The following is an 18154-nucleotide window of genomic DNA, read 5'->3' as shown; positions in this document are numbered from 1 at the left end:
ATAAGGGGTGTGTAAAGGTATGGAATTATTATGGTTTATTCCGGCTTATGGAGATGGTCGATATTTAGGAACGACAAAACGAGGAAGAGCAGCTGAATATGGTTATTATAAGCAAGTTGCTGCGGCAGCTGATTATTTAGGATATACGGGTGTTTTACTTCCAACTGGTCAAGGATGTGAAGACCCTTGGGTGTTAGCTTCAGCTCTTGCTGCTGAAACAGAAAAACTAAAATTTTTAGTAGCAGTGAGACCAGGACTAATGTCACCTACAGTTGCAGCGAGGATGGCATCTACATTTGATAGAATTTCAGATGGGAGACTACTTATTAATGTAGTAGCTGGAGGAGATCCAGTTGAACTACAAGGAGATGGATTATATCTTGAGCATGATGAAAGATATGAAGCAGCGGATGAATTTTTAAAGGTTTGGAAATCGACATTGCAAGGTGAAACGATCTCTTTAGAAGGAAAACATATTCAAGTTACAGATAGTAAAGTTGTATTCCCGCCAGTTCAAACACCATATCCTCCTATATATTTCGGAGGATCATCAGCTGCTGGAAAAGAAGTAGCAGCTGAACATAGTGATGTATATTTAACGTGGGGAGAGCCACCAGAGCAAGTGAAAGAGAAAATAGAAGAAGTAAGAAAACTTGCAGAAGAGAAGGGGCGTACAGTACGATTTGGCATTAGATTACACGTAATTGTAAGAGAAACAGAAGAAGAAGCGTGGGAAGAGGCAGAACGTTTAATTCAATATGTGGATAATGAAACAATTGAGCTTGCTCAAAAGACATTTGCAAGATATGATTCGGTTGGTCAAAAGAGGATGACACATTTAAATAAAGGTACGAGAGAGTCGTTAGAGATAAGCCCTAATTTATGGGCTGGAATCGGACTTGTAAGAGGTGGGGCAGGTACTGCACTTGTAGGCAATCCACATACAGTAGCAGAAAGGATAAAAGAATATGAATCGTTAGGAATTGATACGTTTGTTTTATCAGGATATCCGCATTTAGAAGAAGCGTATGAGGTCGCAGAATTGTTATTCCCATTATTGAAAGACGAGAAGAAAGAAGAAAATAAAATTGTTGGTGAAATGATTGCTGATGCATATGCATTAAAAAAATAGTGAGAAATAAAGTTTCACATATTTATTGCTTTATTTTGTTCACTGCCTGTTAATACGGGATAAAAAACCCGCAAGTTATTCGCTTGCGGGTTTTCATCGTAAATTATTAGAAAATATGGTAAAATTAAAGGGTAACTTAAGGTGCGGTTGGTTGTTCAATTATCACTTCTCCGAGTAGGAGGGGGGTGATAATACGTGAGTGAAATAGCGTTGCTACTGCAAGGTGGACTGTTTCTCGTTGCATTGTTAACGTTCGTCGTCGTTTTAATAGACAAGCTCAAAAAATAACAACCCACCTATGCTTATAGAATGTGGGTTGTTTTGTTTGTAAGAAACAAATAGGATAAATGAACAATCCAATCTGCTAAGTTACGTGGACTAGTGTGTAGCCGCACACTAGTCTTTTTTATTTATATACAATTTATAATTGGTTTATGTGATTGTATTGTTCTTTTCATACTCATTATAACACAGTGTCTTTTCATCAAGAAAGGAGACCGTATGTTCTGGTTCCTGTTATATAGTAGGTGCTTTTTCTTTAAACAGCCCATCCATATACTGTTTTAAACTTTGGACATAAAATTTCTGCGTATTCACATTATTTACACCGACAATCGGCGATGGAAGGTCAAATCTTTTTTCTGATAAATGAACGACAACATCAAAGATGTCAAACAAACGAATGAAGCAAAACAGGCCGTCTTTATCGCTAAGTAAAATAAAGTAATGATTTTCACTACTTGTATTTAGCGTATTCCATAAAGAACTTTTGCTTAAATCACGTACAATGCTTTTTTCTTTTAGTTCCACGAAATCTGCATTTGAGAGAATGGTAGAAATATCAATTGCATCTTGATCTTCAAAGTAGCCATCAACTGTTTGTACAGCGAATGTATAAGCCATTTTTAATACACTCATTTTATATTTACGGTTATCTAATAGTAATTCACGTTGAATAGAACTCGCTACTTTCGTTACACGTTCCTCCTTCCAAATTTCATTATGTAAGGAAATATCGTGCTTTTTACATAGTTTCATAATTAATGCATTAGAATAAAGAATCTCGTCGCTTACTTCGACAACATCAGTCTCAGCAGCCGCAAGTTCCTCACCGTGCTCATTCGTATAGAGTGGGGAATCAATTTGTCTTTTCATTTGTTCAATCTTAAATTGACTCAATTTATGCCTAATTAAAGGACGATCAATATCTGTTGTCATTTGTTCATGACAAGTATCACAAATTGAGTTTGTGAAATAATATCCACATAATATTTCTGGAATGACATATTGTTCACTAAGTTCTTTCGTATCTTTTCTGCAAATGATGCATTGTGTCATTTTTATCACCTTTACCTGCAAATTTGTATGTAATCTCATTGTAGTGTATTTATTGGTATTTTGGAATATTGTAAAGGAAAATATTATGTGAAATTCATACTTATTTTGGTACAATGAAGAGAAGTGCTAGTTTAAAGGAGGCCGTTTTTTTGAAATCAAAAGTGCACTTTTGGACATTAGAAGTGCTAATGGTTGTAGGAATCATATTTATTTGCACAAAAATATCATTTTTATTTCAACCGATTGGTATCTTCATATCAACATTGTTTTTCCCAATCTTAATCGCGCTTTTTTTATACTTCATATTTAATCCTGTATTAATCTTTTTGGAGAATAAAAAAGTACCTAGAAATTTAGCGATATTACTGTTATATCTTTTTATCATAACATTAACTGCGGTTGGCGTTGGAGTAGTTGTTCCTACGATTTCACAACAGCTAATGGACTTAGTAAAAAATATGCCAGGCTACATAAAAGAGGGGAAAGTATACATACAAGAATTATCACATCATAGGTTGTTTGAATGGTTATCTACACAAAACTACGTTTCCATTGAAACAATTGAAAAAAATGCGATTGAATACTTAAAAGATATTCCAAATACAATTACGTCGAGTGCAACGGCTTTATTTGGTATTATCACGAACGTTGCATTAGTTGTATTTACAGTACCGTTCATTTTATTTTACATGTTTAAAGATGGACATGCCTTTCCAGGAAAAGCGGTAAGTTTATTACCTGAGTCTTACCGCGAAGAGGGGCTTCGTATCATTAAGGAAACGAACGAAACATTATCTGCATATATTCAAGGGCAAGCGCTCGTTTGTATATTTGTAGGTGCGTTTACTTTTATCGGTTATTTAATTATCGATTTACCGTACGCTTTTGTTTTAGGAATTATTGCAGCATTTACAAACATCATTCCTAACTTAGGGCCATTTATTGGGGCAGCACCAGCTGTTATTGTAGGACTGTTCGTTTCTCCGATGCAAGCCTTATACGTAATTATTATCGTAACAATTGTACAACAGTTTGAAAGTAATATTATTTCACCGCGTATTATGAGCTCGAAATTAAACATTCACCCATTAACAATTATTATCCTAATTTTAGGGGTAGGTAATTTTGCTGGAATCATCGGAATGATTTTAGCAGTACCAGTTTATGCAGTAACAAAAACTGTTGTTTCGAACTTAGTGAGATTGTTTAAGACAAAGAGAAGTAATCGGAAATAGTGAAACCTGAGAAAGATACACCGCTTTTTAAGTGGTGTATCTTTTGTTTATAAATAAATAATTAAAAGTGGGTTGATTTGATTTTATTATATATTTTTTATACATCAAATTCAGTGATAAACTTGTGTGATATAAGCTCTATAAAACTATGTGGAATCCCTCTGAACTATCCAAATCATTTCCTTACAGCGTGCTATCAACATCATAATCGACTCCTTTCAATTCTATATAGTTAAACGATTAAAGGTGAGTGTAGTATTTGCTTCTACGATCTCGAATTTCATCAATAACTTGTTTATATTGTCTTTCTTGTTTTAATTCATTTTGAGATATTGTTTCTTTTTGAATTGTAATCGTTAAAAAGAAAAGGTGAAACTTCATATGTGAATTCCTCCTTTCGAATTGGAATTACAGATGACTACAGTAATGACTTTGTCTTTCTTTTACATGATCTATAGCCTGATTAATTTGTCGTTCATGAAACATTTCAGACTCAGAAAATTTATTTTTTTGAATGGTAATGGTTAAAAAGAATACTTTAAATTTCATTAGATAATTGCCCCTTTATAAGTGATTTAGAAAAAACGAGTGTAATAAGAAATTACAGATGACTACAGTAATGACTTTGTCTTTCTTTTACATGATCCATAGCCTGATTAATTTGTCGCTCATGAAACATTTCAGACTCGGAAAATGTATTTTTTTGAATGGTAATGGTTAAAAAGAATACTTTAAATTTCATTGGATAATGACCCCTTTATAAGTGATTTAGAAAAGACGAGTGTAATAAGAAGATTGGCGCTCTTTTACTTCGTCCATAATGTTTTGAATGTGTTGCTCACGTAAAATCTCTTTCTGTGAAAGTTTACGTTTTTGAATAGTGATAGTTAAAAAGAATGCTTTAAATTTCATTAGATTTATGACCCCTTTATAAGTGATTTAGAAAAGACGAGTGTAATAAGAAGATTGGCGCTCTTTTACTTCGTCCATAATGCTTTGGATGTGTTGCTCACGTAAAATCTCTTTCTGTGAAAGCTTACGTTTTTGAATGGTGATTGTTAAAAAGAATGCTTTAAATTTCATGAATATATTGCCCCTTTAAAATATATTTTTAATACATTTGAGTGTAGTATGAACTTTTAATGTCAGTTATTTTATCAGTCAGTTGTTTTAACTGTTGTTTACGATTGATTTCAGTTTCAGATAAAGTATTTTTTTGAAGCACAGTCGTAAAAAAGAAAATATGAAAAGTCATAAATGAATTCCTCCTTTCGAAAAGGAATTACAGGTGATCACAGTAAAGTGCTTGGCGCTCCTTAACATCATTCATAGCTTTTTCAATTTGCTCATTATGAAGAATTTCCCCTTTGGAAATTGTATTTCTTTGAATCGTAATACTTAAAAACAATACGCTAATAGTCATTGAATGTTGCTCCTTTCTTAGAAAAATAATGTAAGAGACTAAAAAACCGCGCAAAAAAACCACAGGAAGATACAGTTCTCCTATGGCTGGGCGTGAAAAAGCCACAGGAAAGTATACGACCTCCTGTGGCGAATTTATGAATTAAATGAAATAAAGTACGATTTTCAATTCTCCATTAGGGTGGTCGAATTCATATTTAATTGTCCAGAAAACACAGGTGCAGTTAACGCTAAAGTTAATGCATGTAATTGTAATTTCATCATTTCCTTCGACCTCCTTTTAGAATTTTTTTCTTACGTTAGTAAGTATATACAATTAATGGATAATTGTAAACATAAAAAATGAAAATTTTTAATTTTGATTAAAATGCGTATATTTAAAAAGGGATTTGAAAGTAAATATTGTAATTAACGAAATATCGATAAAAATGGGGGATGCTAAATGAAATATATGCATCATAACATAATCGTTATGCTAACAATTTTTTTATTTATTACGGCTTGTTCTAATGGAGAAAGAATAAAAGATATATATGATGTTAGTTCAGATGATTTTAAGAAATATACTGGGACATACGTTGGTAATAATTCAGATGTGGTTGCAATTATTAATCATTTACCCGGTGGTGGAACAGTTCAAAGTATAAGTTTAGAAAATGAAAATATAAAAGTGAACTATGGCGCAAAAGAGAGTGGGGCTCTTACAGAAGAAATGATTGAGACGTATTGGTTTGATGAGAAAGATACGATGAAGAAGAATTTTCTCTTTAACATTATTTATCTTGTAGTTTTAGTGCCAAATGCAAACAGTTACGAGTTTCAGGTAGAGAATATAAAATTTATGATGAAAAGGGAGGAAATCCTATCAATCTTGCATGGAAAATTTGATGATTTTCCAAAAGAAGATGATATATGGGATAAAAAGAAAGTAGTAAAGTTTCTTAACGATAATAATGAAAAAATTAAAATGCTTGTGGAAGATAAAGATTTTCGGAAATCTTTATTTGCTAAATATCCAGTGAGCCAGTTGAAATAATGGAGGGGAGAAGATGGAGTTAGTATACAAAATTTCTTATCATAGAATACAGGACCTTTATTACAATTTTTGAAAGAAGACATTCCGTACATCCCGCATGTAACAGTTGGAAGAAAAGAAAGTGTCGCGTTAGCTGCTGAAGTAGTGAAGGAGATTCCTAGTTTTCATGGGAAGTTAAATTGTGTGATTGATAGAATAAGCGTGGAGCGAATTGGAGAGAACGGGGAATCAATTATTGAATTTGAAGTGCCATTTCTAAAAAGCTGACAAAAGTCAGCTTTTTATTTCGTAGCATGAAGTAATGCACCAATTGCACCGCTATTACCACCATCTTGTAAAAAGATTGGTGTTTTATTTTGATATTCGGTGTAGCTACTAATAATATGTTGAAGTTGTACGTTATTACATAAAGTCGAACCAATATAAATAATATGTTCAATGTTTTTTGTTTCAGCGAATTGAAGGCTTAATGCAGTAACGACTTCACCGACAAGTCCTTGTACAGTAGCTAGTATATCGGAGCTACTATTATTTGATTCTGTAATGGCTGCTTTTCCGAAGTTACTAGCAGTTAAGTTATTATCGATAGGGGAAAGAATACCACCATAAATATCTCCAACCGTAATATCTAGTTCTTTTCTAGATCCTACTTTTGTTAGAGGGATTACATCTTCAAAATGATCTATATTTGTTAACAATTTTGAAAGTCCCATAATAGTCCCACCGCCAACTCCGGTTCCACCAGCGCGAATATATTGTTCATTATAAACGTAATGGATAGAAGTACCTGTACCGATATTGGTTAAAATAAAATTGCGTATAGCATGTTTTTCTTCTTTTAATATGTATTGGACACCTGCAAGAGTAGCTTCAAATTCGTTTAGCTCTATTATTTTATATGAACTTGTAAGCAGTTGCTGTAATAGTTTCGATTTACCACCCGTAATACATATTTGTTTTATGCCATTGTTGTTTTTAATCCAATCTATTATTTTATGTTGTTCATGCGAATAAAATTTTTCAAAAGTTAATAGCCTTTTTTCGTTAAAATAAGCTATTTTCGTTAATGTGCCTCCAGCATCGATACCGATAGTGCGTTCCATTTTCCTGCTCCTAACTACGTAATATGTTTTCCTATTTATTTTTAATTGGTTGAGAATAGATATTCCCAACTGATATAAGGAACAATTTAATCTGCTTGATATATTAATAGTTTTTCTATAGTTACAATAGGCTGGTCGTTTACAGTTGCAATACCTTTACCAAGAACAAAACCTCGGCGATTGCGCGTTAGTTCATAATGTAAATCAAGTTTATCACCGGGATATGCTTTTCCTTGGAATTCAACTCCATCTAAAGAGGAGAGGAATCCTAGTCCTTCAGAATCACTTGTATGTACAAATGCACTAAGCTGAGCAAGTGCTTCTACAATTAACATATGAGGCATATGTTTTTGATTATCATTTATAAACCATTCGTTATTTGTAATGAGTTTATATCCTGTAACGGATTCACCTTGTTTTACATTTGTTACTTTATCAGTCATTAAAAATGGATAACGATGGGGAAGAGTGTCTTTAATATGCATATGAAAGTACCTCCAATTAATAATACCCCTGCTAAATTTAAGCAGGGGAGTGGGAACTAATTTTTAACTAATTCATTTACTTTTTCAAGAGTGAAAATGCCGCTATTTCTAATGTTTTCAACAACTTGTTGCAACACTTCTTTATCTTGAACGAGTGCAATACGTACGAAGCCTTCTCCATGAGGTCCAAATGCATGACCAGGTGTAACAACGACATTCGCACGATCCATTAATGCATAAGCGAAGTCTAGAGAAGTCCATCCTTGTGGAATTTCAGCCCAGACAAACATACTACCAGCTGGCTTATCGACATTCCAGCCAAATGTTCGGAATCCATCGACTAAAGTATCTCTCCGTTCTTGATAAATATCGCGGTTTTTCTCACAAAATACAGCGCCATTTCTTAGTGCTGCAGATGCCGCTTTTTGAATTGGTAAAAATACACCGTAATCGGTATTAGATTTAAATTGAGTAAGTGCACGAACAATTTCTTCGTTTCCAATCATATATCCAATACGGCTACCTGCTAAACTATAACTTTTTGACAAAGAATTGATTTCTACACCAACTTCTTTAGCACCATGTACAGAGAGGAAGCTAATTGGCTTATTACCATCGAAATAAAATTCAGCATAAGCAAAATCATGGACAACGATAATATTATGCTTTTTCGCGAATGCGATTACTTCTTTAAAGAAATCTTCATGAGCCATTGCTGGAACGGGATTCCCTGGGAAGTTTAAAATCATCATCTTCGCTTGATCGGCAATTTCTTCAGGGATGACTCCTAAGTCTGGTAAGAAATCATTCTCTTTCTTTAAAGGCATGTAGTAAGATGTTGCACCAGCCATTTGAATACCTGTTTCATAAGCTGTATATCCTGGATCAGGAACTAATATAATATCACCTGGATTTGCATAAACCATAGGTAAATGAACGAGCCCGTCTTGTGAACCCATTAATAATAAAACTTCTTTATCCGCATTTAATAAAACGTTATGAGTGTTGTTGTAATATTCAGTTACAGCTTCGTGAAATTCTTGAATACCTGATAATGTATACCCGTAGCTCTCTTTCTCACTCGCTGTATGTACCATTGTTTCTCTTACAAAATCAGCGGGCGGCATATCAGGATTTCCGATGCTCAAATCAATCATGTTATGACCTGCTGCAATTTTTTCTTTTTTATAGGCTCCTAATTCACTAAATATAGAAGATTGGAATGCTTTCATTCTAGTTGCTAACGTGTAAGTCATCAAAACCCCTCCTAAAACAGTGCTTTCATTCTGCGTTTTTAATTATTCTGAAAACACATGTTTATATTTTATCATTTTTTTATGAAAATTAAAACGATTGACAAATTTAGAGGAAGGATTAGCCTATTTTGAAAAGTATCGATGTAAATAACGTAGACGTGTTAATTGAAATGTCTATTATAGGATTCATTTTATATAACTTAAGTTATTTTATAGTTTTTATTAAGTATTTGTGGAAGATTTCTAAAGTGAAATAACGCAGAAAATATTTTCTGCGTTTCCTCTGAAATGTAATCATTTCTTTTTATACGTGCATAATTTTTCAGCTGTCAAAAAGTATACATTTAATGTACCGTCGGCAACTTTTAAAGTTTGCTCTGATGTAAATGAATTACCATAATCAATGTGATATACATTAGAATTTTTGACAAATGAGCCTTTATATAAATCGTCTTTATTCTTTGTGGTTTGCATTTCTACTAAATTTTGCACAATTTCCTCTTTATTTTCTTTTTTGACAACTGTTTCAAATTTATAATATACAGGGCATTCACCATTTTTATTGTCAACGACTTCCCAAGAACCGTATATATCGTTATTGCTGCATCCACTAAGTAGGATGATTAGTATAGGAATTGTAAGTAGAACCTTTTTCATTTTGTGCTCCTTTCTTTTAAATTTGAATAAACGTGCGAATACGATAGGGATATTATAATAAATAAAGTTTAAATTTTTTTAAAGAATTATTTAATTTCATATAAAAATTTAGGAGAAATTAAATAAGCATGAATCTAGTGTAAAGTCAGATTCATGCTAGTACTATAGCCTATGTTATGTCTTTTTTGAGGATATATAAAGAGGAAAGCAGAAGCACTATTCCATTTATTATATATACGCTTGCGATCATAAAGGCTAACGTACCTGCGCCAAATCCTGCTTTATCGAATATAGAAGCAAATGTTGCGATAGTCAAAAAGATAATGGGAGTCAGTAGTAAAAATATGAAACCTGCCACGATTCTTTTTTTAAAACTATGTCCAGATAAGGAAATGGCTAAAAAGTTTAGGATGCTAAACAGAGCAATTGCAAAGAGCAGGACAATAAATACTTGGATGCCATCAGACATTTTACCACTCCTTTTATAAAGAGTACTCTTTATAATCTATTCGAAATAAAAGAGGGCTACTCCTTTAGATAATTTCAATAAACGTAATAAATAGGCGTATTATAAAACAAAGAAGTATGGATTCAATATTATATCCATACTTCTTTGTTTATTTTATAAATTCGCAGATTGCGAATGCTGTTTTTCATAATGTTTCTGCTTAGAAAGGGAAATAGAAATAATCAATAATGAAACGACTCCGAAGATGAGAACCATATATTGTAACCCAATTGTATCTAAGAAGAACCCTGTGCCAAGTAAGACGATTTGGAACATAACCCTCTCAAACATATTACGGAATGAGAAGAGGCGACCGTGATAACTTTTTTCAACTTTCGTTTGGAAAATTGTCGACATAATAGGGAAGAAGCAGCCAACGCTAAACCCAAACAAACCAAATGATGTAAGAGCCATCCATTTTATATCGCTAAAGAACAATGAAAGGTGTGCAAAAGCAGTACAAACTGCGAAGAAATATAGTAATTTTTCAGGTTTGAAATGATCAGATAGACGTTTAATTACGAAGGCACCTAACATAAATGCGACACCTTCAATTGTATATATGAACCCTTTAATCGTAGGATCATGTTGCATTTCGCTAATGTTAATAACCATTAAATTAAACCCAGCTATAAATAATAGAGGGATAATACTTAATATAAGTGCTGTAAAAGCAATAGGAATTCCTTTTAAAATACGAAATACTTCCATAAAGCTATTATCTTTTGCAGCTTGTTTACTTGGTGTTGTTGATTTCTTGTCTTCGAATTGTAGGAAGAAAGTCGAGAGGAATAATAAGGCGTATGCTGCCATTGAGAAGGCATACATGTACTGTAAACTCATCACAACTAAAAGAATTCCACCTAGTGAAGTACCTGCAATACGAGCGATTGTACCAACATTCATATGTACACCATTCATTTGTAATAACTCATGCTCACGTACGATGAGTGGAATTACAGATTGTAATGCAGGGAAATAAAATGCTGCTGAAATTTGAAGAGCAACCATAAATGCAATCATAAATGCGATACTTTCAAATTGAATAGCAAAAAACATGAAAATAACACTTAAAACTCGACCAAACCCAGCGTAAAGAAGAACTTTTTTCTTTTCATACTGATCGATGACACGGCCAGCCATAGGTCCAACTAGAACACCGGCTAATAGTCCGATAAATAATATAACTGATTTCATGAAATCAGAAGGGACATATTTTTGCATAAATTCAAGGTTGCCAAGAATACCAAGCCATAATCCTAGACCTGCAATAAACTCCCCAATTAAAACAATCCAAACGTTTTTATTACGCCACATAACATAAAACCTCTCCGTCTTTTAAAATGAAAAACTCGTATATAAAACCTCCTTATTTATGTAGTATTTTTATACGAACTTTTTTAGAGTCAGAGTCTATATTACGTGTTTCATAATTGGATTTCAATCTTTTTGATTTGTCAAAAATTTGATGCGTTAATTGATGAAATAAGTGAATTAAAACATAAAAAATTTATGATTAAAGCTAATAGAAAGTAAGGGTACATATAAAAAAGCAAGAACGTATAACTACGCCTCGCTTTTCTCAAGTACAAACTTAAATATTAGATTCACTTAGCAACATTTACGCTCTTGTCCAATAGCTAAAGCGCTAAAAGATAGTGGGCCAACAACTTCTGCGCTTGCACCACTAGTAAGGTTTTCTACAGTTAATGAATATTCGTGTGTTCCACTGCTAACGTTTTGATCTATAGCTTGAAATGTTTGTACGTAGAATTGTTCAGAATCTGTAGATTCAATACCTACTTGTGCATTAAAAATTTCAATATTATCACGGAAAATTCGGAATAAAACTTGTGAAGTCTCAGTTATACCTTCTACACCAATTGTAGCGATTAATTCTACTCGATTATTACGTGAATCTCTACTTGAAATTCGCAATTTCAAATTTGCTAAAATTGCTTTATTTGGAGAAGCTGGGATTGCAAAAGTTGTTTCACCAGTTTTACTTATAGGCTGAGTAGCTTGGTAATCAATGATATGAGTCATATTCTTCACCTCCTCATATACTAGAATATGAAAATAGTGAATAATTAGTTTGGACAAATACTAGATTATTTAATAGAGTCAACAATAATTATTGAAAAGAAGAAATTCACATAAAAGCATTAAGAATATATCACAATAAGATGATATTTTTCTTAATGCTTTTTGTAATTAAGCAGAATATTCTTCTTTACGTACTTCAAAAAATTCATTACGTCGTAAGTAATTATAAATTTTCTCTGAAACCTCTTCTTCTTCAGACACTAAGAAACGATGATCAAAAGCGTAGAAAGATTGACCTTTAATTAATTTTACGTAATACATATTAAACGCCTCCTGACACTAGATTATTACTTGCTTCATATTATGATGGCCTATATGTCTGCTAAAAATACTTGGAGTTTCAAAGGGGATAAGTAAAGGGATGAAAGAGCTTACAATTCTGTAAGGTTTATGTCACCTTTTTCGATAGTTTGTATTTACCAGTTTCTTCTATAATGCAAATAGGTTACATAAAATAAGGGGGTAAAAAGATGGATCAAATAATTGGAGAAGTTGTAGCTGGTATTTGTGAATTTGTAGTGGAAGTAACAGCGGATGCTATAGGAAATTTAGTTTCTGGAAATGATGAGGAAAAAGAAACATTATAATAATTTGTAAAAGAATAAAGTTGATCAAATTATAAAGGCTGATTTCTAAAGGGAAATCAGCTTTTTTATTTTTTACATTATATTAATTTAATTTGAATATTCATTTGTTATCATATTTAAGAAGCCTATATAAGGAGGTGAATAAACAAATATGTCGAATTCAGGGCCTGATTTATCTGTTTCTCGTTTGATTGTGGTAAATATAGAGGAAAAAGAATATCATTTTATTGTTCGTGAACATCCGATTGTAGGGAAATTTATATCGCTATTTGAAAATGGGAAAGAATACGGTTTAATAGATAAACAAATCGCTAATAAAGAGAAATTTATTACAGCGGAGCTTACTAAGTTAGATTATTTTAATATAGATGTTTTATATCTTACACCTGGGTGGATATGGATTGGTATGGATCAATTTGGTTTACATGCTCGTGAGGCTACTTATAACGAAGTAGATGTTATTATGAAGTTGAAAGAGGATTTATATTATATAGATATATACGAAGAAATAAAAATGTAGTAAATATTTATTCAGGTTAGGGGGGAAGTTCCCATAGTCTTTTTTTTGTTTAATAATAAAGTGAAAAATTATATTATTTTAATGAAAGGTAAATATGATAAGAAGTGAGATGAAAAGAGGATTTGAAAATACATTAAGAGAATTGTAGTAATTATATGAGTCGTATATGTAAATAACAATAGAAAGAAGATGATAATATGAGTAAAGAAGAGCTTGTGAAAAAACAGTTTGGCAGCAATGCAGATAAATATGTAAATAGTAAAATACATGCTAAAGGACTGGATTTACAATATGTAGTTCAACAAGTTGAGTCTCGTCATAATAATCGTCTTCTTGATGTTGCTACTGGTGGCGGGCATGTGGCAAATATGTTAGCACCTATGTTTGAAGAAGTAGTTACACTTGATTTAACAGAACAGATGTTAGAAAAAGCAAAAGTTTTTATAAAGCAGAATGGTCATGAAAATGTATCTTTTGTAGCAGGAAATGCAGAGAATTTACCATTTGCAGACCATTTTTTTGATACAATTACATGCCGGATTGCAGCCCATCATTTTACGAATCCGGCTCAATTTATTTATGAAGTAAATCGTACGTTGGAGGATAATGGATTATTCATCTTAATAGATAATGTTTCGCCAGAAAATAATGAATATGATACATTTTATAATTTTATAGAAAAGAAGCGGGACCCAAGTCATGAACGAGCTCTAAAAAAGACAGAATGGCTTACTTTATTAGAAAAAAACGGTTTGCAAATGCAGTCATGTCTTACTTTTGATAAGAAGTTTGATTTTGACTGGTGGTGTAATATGATGGATGTCCCTGTACAAAAGCGTGAAAAATTAACAGAATGTATGATGAAAGCACCAAACGAAATGAAGGAATATTTTAATATTCAACTTAAAAATAATAAAGTAGATTCGTTCTATACTGAAATGGCTATGTTTATATGTAAAAAAAGTACAACATTAAAAAGATAAATGTGTTGCAGTCTTTCTGAAGTACGATATACTTAGTACAGAGAAACTGTGAATTGAGGAATAGTTATTATGATTCGTGTACGCATTGAAGGTACTGAGGAAGAAATGCTTGAATTTATGGGGAAAATGCCAGACATTCCTGGATTTGAAAAGACACATATGAGAGAGCCAAGAAAAGGAAATAACCCGAAATACGATTCAAGTAAAAATGTACTAGCATATTTGTCTTATAAAAAGATTGAAGTCGCCAATAAATAGGCGGCTTTTTTAGTTTGCACTGTTTCACCGCCTTGTCTTTTTCACATAATAATAATAGTAGATTATGCTGAAGAGGGGTGAGAATAGTTAATAAGAAAATCATCTTTTTTGGAGACTTTGGTATTGATGACGCCGTAGCGTTAATTTATGCAAATAAAACATGTAAATTAGATATTCTAGGTATTGTTGCAGAGTACGGGAATGTATCACGAGATATCGTTACGGAAAATGTTTATTTTTTAGAAAGGTACTATGCTACACAAGTGAAAATTATTGAAGGTGCGAGTAGGCCGATGACAGCTGAAGAACCTTTGTTTTTCCCTGAAATCCATGGGGATCATGGTTTAGGTCCTATTATTCCACCTGAAATGAGAATTTGTAAACGAGAAAATTTTTGTGAATTAATCAAATTAATCGAACCTTGTCCAGAAGATATTATAATTGTGGCGACAGGAAGACTAACGACGCTTGCTACGTTATTTTTATTGTATCCAAATATAATGGATCGTATTTGTTCGTATTATATAATGGGCGGCGCTTTCCTATTTCCAGGTAATGTTACACCAGTATCTGAAGCGAATTTTTATGGTGATCCAATTGCAGCAAATATTGTTATGAAATATGCGAAAAACGCTACTATATACCCGTTAAATGTAACACAGGGTGCGCTTATTACGCCTGAAATGGCCAATATAATAGATAAACAAGGAACTGGACAGGCGAAACTCATTAAACCAATGATTGATTTTTATTATGAGAATTTTTATAAAAAAGAATATCCAGGTATTGGTGGAAGTCCCATACACGATTTACTACCGTTTGTCTCGTTTATAAACGATAGTATTTTCGAATATAAAAAATCGGCAGTGTGGATTAGTACGACAAATGATGTGACTAGGGGCCAAAGTGTAGCAGACTTTAGAAAAATAGCTGAACCAACAAGGTTTGATGATCGGCCGATTCAAAGAATTGCTGTTGGTTTTAACTATCTTGCTTTTAAAGAAGAGTTTATGCGAACAATATTGAAGCCAGATTGTCCTTAATGTGTGTAATAAAAAGTCGGATAAATCGTTAGTTCGAAAAATAGTTTATCGGTGTGTATTATTCTCAAAAATCTTATAGTTGAGCAGTATGAATAACTTATGAAAAATGTCACATAACTAATGGTAAGCAATTGTTTCTAATTATATTTTGATTGGTTAAATATAAAGGAGGTTATTATATGATTTGGTCTTTAATCGTTGGTGGTTTATTAGGATGGTTTGCAAGCTTAATTACTGGAAGGGATGTACCAGGTGGTGTAATTGGTAATATTATTGCTGGTATTATCGGTTCTTGGGTTGGTTCGAAATTACTTGGTAGTTTTGGTCCAGTCATTGGCGGATATGCAATTATTCCAGCTTTAATCGGTGCGATCATTTTAATTTTCATCGTAAGCTTCTTATTACGAGCAATGCGAAAATGAATGTAAGGACTGTTTACATTTGTAAGCAGTCCTTTTTATATGTTATGCTAGTATTATACAATCAGGAGGTGTCAGCATTGAAAACATTCACAGTAAATTTCCATCAAGAAGATAATGCTAAAGCGACAACAGTACATAAATTAAGTGAAGAGGACTTCAATAAAGCAACTGAAAAAGGTACTCGTCATTTATTTGATTTAGATACAAACGTTGGCTTCTTCGTATTCTTTGATGCAGAAGATGCAGAAGGAAATGATCAATACTTAATGTTACAATATGAAGGAGATCATGAAGAACCAACTGCGTGTTATGGATTTGATTTAAAACTATACTATCAATTTTTAGCACTATACTTAAATGATCTGGAATACCAAGGTGAAACAGATGAGGAAGAGGAAGAATATGGTCCAATTCATCATTTAGCTCACTTACTTTATCATATTGTTGAAGACGGTAAGTCAATCGAAGTGTAATATACATATTTAAAGCTGTCCTTTTGGGGCAGCTTTTTTATATGACATTGAAATGGTGTACTTTGAGCTAAATAAAGTGAAGCTTTAATCAGTGGGTGGTTCATCCCCACTGATTATTAGCCCTACCAATCGGGCTTTTACGGGCAGCCCTTACCCCCATCTAACTTCTTTGCTTCGAAGTGGGGATCTTACTGCCCGGCAAATAGCGGGATAAATTAATAATAGAAATTTATTTATTACTTTCATGTTAGCATCGTAAAACACCTGTTATAATGATTGTAATTAAATTCATGGAGGCTAATTTTATGCTTGTAGATGTAAAAGCTTTTATTAAAGCTGCAGGTTTAACATGTATTTCATCATTAAGTGGAGATAACACGTTTGCTTATAATTTTGAAACTGTAAAAAATACTATCGCTACATTTTTTAAGAAGCTAAGATTTACCGTATAATTTTATTTTAACCAGTAGGAAAAGAGTAATCACTTCCTACTGTTTTTTTTGTTTCAAGGAGTTGTTGTGACGGCATATTTTCAGCTATAGATAGAGGATATTATCATTGAGAAGAGAAGGTTTAAATAAGGAGATGAATACAGTGATTAACAATATAATTCCAAGTTTTTTGAAATTATGGGAAAGTGACGATTTAGAATTAGAACTCCTTAATCGATACTTTACTTCGCATTCAAGAGATATTTGAAGAATACTTTAAGTATCATTGTCCTAAAACGAAAGAACGTCTTTCTAATGCCATTAAACAATATCCCGCAAAAATAGAAGATATTCATATTATTGCAGAATCATTACCAATCATTATTCAAGAGGTAACAAATGAATATCGTAATAAATATAACTTTGATGTAAATATGAAATTCCATGTATTCGTTGGAGGATTTGGTTCAAATGCATTTGTAGAAAGGGAAATCATTGGAGACATATTTTTTGCGGCAGAAAAATTATCTCCAGATTTGAATCATCTTCGTGTTATTGCTGCTCACGAAATAGGTCATATATATCATAATGTTATGCTACAAAATACTGGAATGGATTGGACTAGGGCTGAATGGACCGATGCGTCGGTAAGTTTGTATCGTGAAGGTGTTGCAACTTATTTATCAAAAAAAATCGTTAAAGATTTAAATGAGTCTGTTTACTACTCATATAATAGTGACGGTGAGTGCGAGACGTTCTCGAGTAAGTAAAACGTTTATATATTAACGTTTAAGCGACAACGAGGACTGTTCTTATAAGAATTAAATTCTTAATAAAAAAGAACAGGATAACTGTTCAGACGAGCGGTAGGAATGAGGGAGTAACGACCTGAAACTACCCCAGTGAGATTCCCGACTGCATAATCTAGGCATAGATTGATGTGGAAAGCAGGGTAAAATATGCGAGCACCTTCCGAAGTGCCTGAAGAGGTAACCGAAAGCCATTAGGAGTAATAAACCTAATGGAACTGAAGAAGTTTCGTATGCTGTTAACCGACATGGTGAGAATGTGTAAACACTGACGAACTTGCGAATGTACGCTTCGATACACTAAGGGGTCAGAAATGACTCACAATCTGAAAATAAGATTTGCCTAACGG

27 protein-coding genes and 2 pseudogenes are annotated in these 18154 nt (G+C 32.8%); 13 read left to right on the top strand and 16 right to left on the bottom strand.

All coding sequences use genetic code 11. The annotated features are described in order from the left end of the window. Window positions 1-19: 19 nt before the first annotated feature. Complete coding sequence (ssuD, locus tag ATL10_RS12465) at window positions 20-1132, top strand: FMNH2-dependent alkanesulfonate monooxygenase (protein ID WP_043938042.1); 1113 nt, start codon at window positions 20-22, stop codon at window positions 1130-1132. A gap of 195 nt (window positions 1133-1327) precedes the next feature. Further along, window positions 1328-1420 (top strand): putative holin-like toxin, encoded by a 93-nt coding sequence (locus ATL10_RS31620; RefSeq protein ID WP_001289320.1) that lies wholly within the window; start codon window positions 1328-1330, stop codon window positions 1418-1420. 228 nt (window positions 1421-1648) lie between these two features. On the opposite strand, the gene ATL10_RS12455 is transcribed toward ATL10_RS31620, so the two are convergent. Further along, window positions 1649-2470, bottom strand: coding sequence for an HNH endonuclease (locus ATL10_RS12455; RefSeq protein WP_000189684.1), 822 nt, complete (start codon window positions 2468-2470; stop codon window positions 1649-1651). Between the two features lie 149 nt (window positions 2471-2619). On the opposite strand from ATL10_RS12455, the gene ATL10_RS12450 reads away from it, so the two are divergent. Further along, on the top strand, window positions 2620-3705 hold the full coding sequence (locus ATL10_RS12450) for an AI-2E family transporter (protein ID WP_000837892.1): 1086 nt from the start codon (window positions 2620-2622) through the stop codon (window positions 3703-3705). Between the two features lie 240 nt (window positions 3706-3945). Here ATL10_RS12450 and ATL10_RS12445 read toward each other — a convergent pair whose 3' ends face one another. Genes ATL10_RS12445 through ATL10_RS12415 form a run of 7 tightly spaced genes read right to left on the bottom strand, consistent with a single transcriptional unit; the run spans window position 3946 to window position 5128 of the window. Then, the gene (locus ATL10_RS12445; protein WP_000668497.1) at window positions 3946-4086 is read right to left on the bottom strand and encodes a YrzI family small protein; all 141 of its coding nucleotides are present in this window, start codon (window positions 4084-4086) and stop codon (window positions 3946-3948) included. A 27-nt stretch (window positions 4087-4113) separates the two neighbouring features. Continuing rightward, the gene (locus ATL10_RS12440) at window positions 4114-4254 is read right to left on the bottom strand and encodes a YrzI family small protein (RefSeq protein ID WP_000669802.1); all 141 of its coding nucleotides are present in this window, start codon (window positions 4252-4254) and stop codon (window positions 4114-4116) included. Between the two features lie 52 nt (window positions 4255-4306). Beyond that, window positions 4307-4447: a YrzI family small protein gene (locus ATL10_RS12435; protein ID WP_063547616.1), complete on the bottom strand. Its 141-nt coding sequence runs from the start codon at window positions 4445-4447 to the stop codon at window positions 4307-4309. 26 nt (window positions 4448-4473) lie between these two features. Further along, window positions 4474-4617, bottom strand: a complete 144-nt coding sequence (locus ATL10_RS12430; protein WP_000668963.1) for a YrzI family small protein — start codon at window positions 4615-4617, stop codon at window positions 4474-4476. A gap of 27 nt (window positions 4618-4644) precedes the next feature. Next, the gene (locus ATL10_RS12425; protein WP_000668965.1) at window positions 4645-4788 is read right to left on the bottom strand and encodes a YrzI family small protein; all 144 of its coding nucleotides are present in this window, start codon (window positions 4786-4788) and stop codon (window positions 4645-4647) included. A gap of 28 nt (window positions 4789-4816) precedes the next feature. Next, complete coding sequence (locus ATL10_RS12420; protein ID WP_000142729.1) at window positions 4817-4960, bottom strand: YrzI family small protein; 144 nt, start codon at window positions 4958-4960, stop codon at window positions 4817-4819. A gap of 27 nt (window positions 4961-4987) precedes the next feature. After that, on the bottom strand, window positions 4988-5128 hold the full coding sequence (locus tag ATL10_RS12415; RefSeq protein WP_000156197.1) for a YrzI family small protein: 141 nt from the start codon (window positions 5126-5128) through the stop codon (window positions 4988-4990). Between the two features lie 441 nt (window positions 5129-5569). On the opposite strand from ATL10_RS12415, the gene ATL10_RS12405 reads away from it, so the two are divergent. Together ATL10_RS12405 and ATL10_RS12400 are read left to right on the top strand one after the other, a co-directional pair. Beyond that, window positions 5570-6163: a DUF4825 domain-containing protein gene (locus ATL10_RS12405; RefSeq protein WP_086409237.1), complete on the top strand. Its 594-nt coding sequence runs from the start codon at window positions 5570-5572 to the stop codon at window positions 6161-6163. Between the two features lie 48 nt (window positions 6164-6211). Further along, window positions 6212-6430: pseudogene (locus ATL10_RS12400) on the top strand (2'-5' RNA ligase family protein); the annotation flags it as partial. 14 nt (window positions 6431-6444) lie between these two features. Here the strand turns inward: ATL10_RS12400 and coaW are convergent. The 8 genes from coaW to ATL10_RS12360 form a co-directional block, all read right to left on the bottom strand. After that, the gene (coaW, locus tag ATL10_RS12395; RefSeq protein ID WP_090977761.1) at window positions 6445-7266 is read right to left on the bottom strand and encodes a type II pantothenate kinase; all 822 of its coding nucleotides are present in this window, start codon (window positions 7264-7266) and stop codon (window positions 6445-6447) included. A gap of 86 nt (window positions 7267-7352) precedes the next feature. Beyond that, the gene (locus ATL10_RS12390; protein WP_000547673.1) at window positions 7353-7751 is read right to left on the bottom strand and encodes a 3-hydroxyacyl-ACP dehydratase FabZ family protein; all 399 of its coding nucleotides are present in this window, start codon (window positions 7749-7751) and stop codon (window positions 7353-7355) included. Between the two features lie 56 nt (window positions 7752-7807). Next, entirely contained in the window at window positions 7808-9007 is a 1200-nt protein-coding gene (locus ATL10_RS12385; protein WP_000222704.1) for an LL-diaminopimelate aminotransferase, read from the bottom strand. A 294-nt stretch (window positions 9008-9301) separates the two neighbouring features. Next, complete coding sequence (locus ATL10_RS12380; protein WP_000757024.1) at window positions 9302-9664, bottom strand: hypothetical protein; 363 nt, start codon at window positions 9662-9664, stop codon at window positions 9302-9304. Window positions 9665-9833: 169 nt separating this feature from the next. After that, window positions 9834-10133 carry a hypothetical protein gene (locus tag ATL10_RS12375; protein WP_001279472.1) on the bottom strand — a complete coding sequence of 100 codons (300 nt, stop codon included), beginning with the start codon at window positions 10131-10133 and terminating at the stop codon, window positions 9834-9836. A gap of 153 nt (window positions 10134-10286) precedes the next feature. Further along, window positions 10287-11489, bottom strand: a complete 1203-nt coding sequence (locus ATL10_RS12370; protein WP_000269261.1) for an MFS transporter — start codon at window positions 11487-11489, stop codon at window positions 10287-10289. Between the two features lie 294 nt (window positions 11490-11783). After that, window positions 11784-12218: an exosporium protein ExsC gene (gene exsC, locus ATL10_RS12365; RefSeq protein WP_000148797.1), complete on the bottom strand. Its 435-nt coding sequence runs from the start codon at window positions 12216-12218 to the stop codon at window positions 11784-11786. Window positions 12219-12386: 168 nt separating this feature from the next. Then, window positions 12387-12539: a YqbF domain-containing protein gene (locus tag ATL10_RS12360; RefSeq protein WP_000291905.1), complete on the bottom strand. Its 153-nt coding sequence runs from the start codon at window positions 12537-12539 to the stop codon at window positions 12387-12389. A 477-nt stretch (window positions 12540-13016) separates the two neighbouring features. On the opposite strand from ATL10_RS12360, the gene ATL10_RS12350 reads away from it, so the two are divergent. From ATL10_RS12350 to ATL10_RS31865, 8 genes and pseudogenes are all read left to right on the top strand, one after another. Beyond that, the gene (locus ATL10_RS12350; RefSeq protein ID WP_110496959.1) at window positions 13017-13385 is read left to right on the top strand and encodes a hypothetical protein; all 369 of its coding nucleotides are present in this window, start codon (window positions 13017-13019) and stop codon (window positions 13383-13385) included. 197 nt (window positions 13386-13582) lie between these two features. Further along, on the top strand, window positions 13583-14368 hold the full coding sequence (locus tag ATL10_RS12345; RefSeq protein WP_090977764.1) for a class I SAM-dependent methyltransferase: 786 nt from the start codon (window positions 13583-13585) through the stop codon (window positions 14366-14368). A 69-nt stretch (window positions 14369-14437) separates the two neighbouring features. Then, window positions 14438-14626 carry a DUF3970 family protein gene (locus ATL10_RS12340; protein WP_000621885.1) on the top strand — a complete coding sequence of 63 codons (189 nt, stop codon included), beginning with the start codon at window positions 14438-14440 and terminating at the stop codon, window positions 14624-14626. Between the two features lie 77 nt (window positions 14627-14703). Further along, complete coding sequence (locus ATL10_RS12335; protein ID WP_100910188.1) at window positions 14704-15669, top strand: nucleoside hydrolase; 966 nt, start codon at window positions 14704-14706, stop codon at window positions 15667-15669. Window positions 15670-15848: 179 nt separating this feature from the next. Further along, window positions 15849-16091, top strand: a complete 243-nt coding sequence (locus tag ATL10_RS12330; RefSeq protein WP_025118015.1) for a GlsB/YeaQ/YmgE family stress response membrane protein — start codon at window positions 15849-15851, stop codon at window positions 16089-16091. Window positions 16092-16168: 77 nt separating this feature from the next. Further along, on the top strand, window positions 16169-16564 hold the full coding sequence (locus tag ATL10_RS12325; protein ID WP_025118014.1) for a hypothetical protein: 396 nt from the start codon (window positions 16169-16171) through the stop codon (window positions 16562-16564). A gap of 305 nt (window positions 16565-16869) precedes the next feature. Continuing rightward, on the top strand, window positions 16870-17016 hold the full coding sequence (locus ATL10_RS12320; RefSeq protein ID WP_000959548.1) for a hypothetical protein: 147 nt from the start codon (window positions 16870-16872) through the stop codon (window positions 17014-17016). Between the two features lie 133 nt (window positions 17017-17149). Then, a pseudogene (locus ATL10_RS31865) lies at window positions 17150-17741 on the top strand (aminopeptidase); the annotation flags it as partial. Between the last annotated feature and the right edge of the window lie 413 nt (window positions 17742-18154).

The organism is Bacillus sp. 196mf (genome assembly GCF_003217275.1).
Lineage (GTDB): Bacteria > Bacillota > Bacilli > Bacillales > Bacillaceae_G > Bacillus_A > Bacillus_A thuringiensis_S.
The sequence above is the reverse complement of the archived record's forward strand: the minus strand, read 5'-3'. Positions and strand labels throughout refer to the sequence as shown.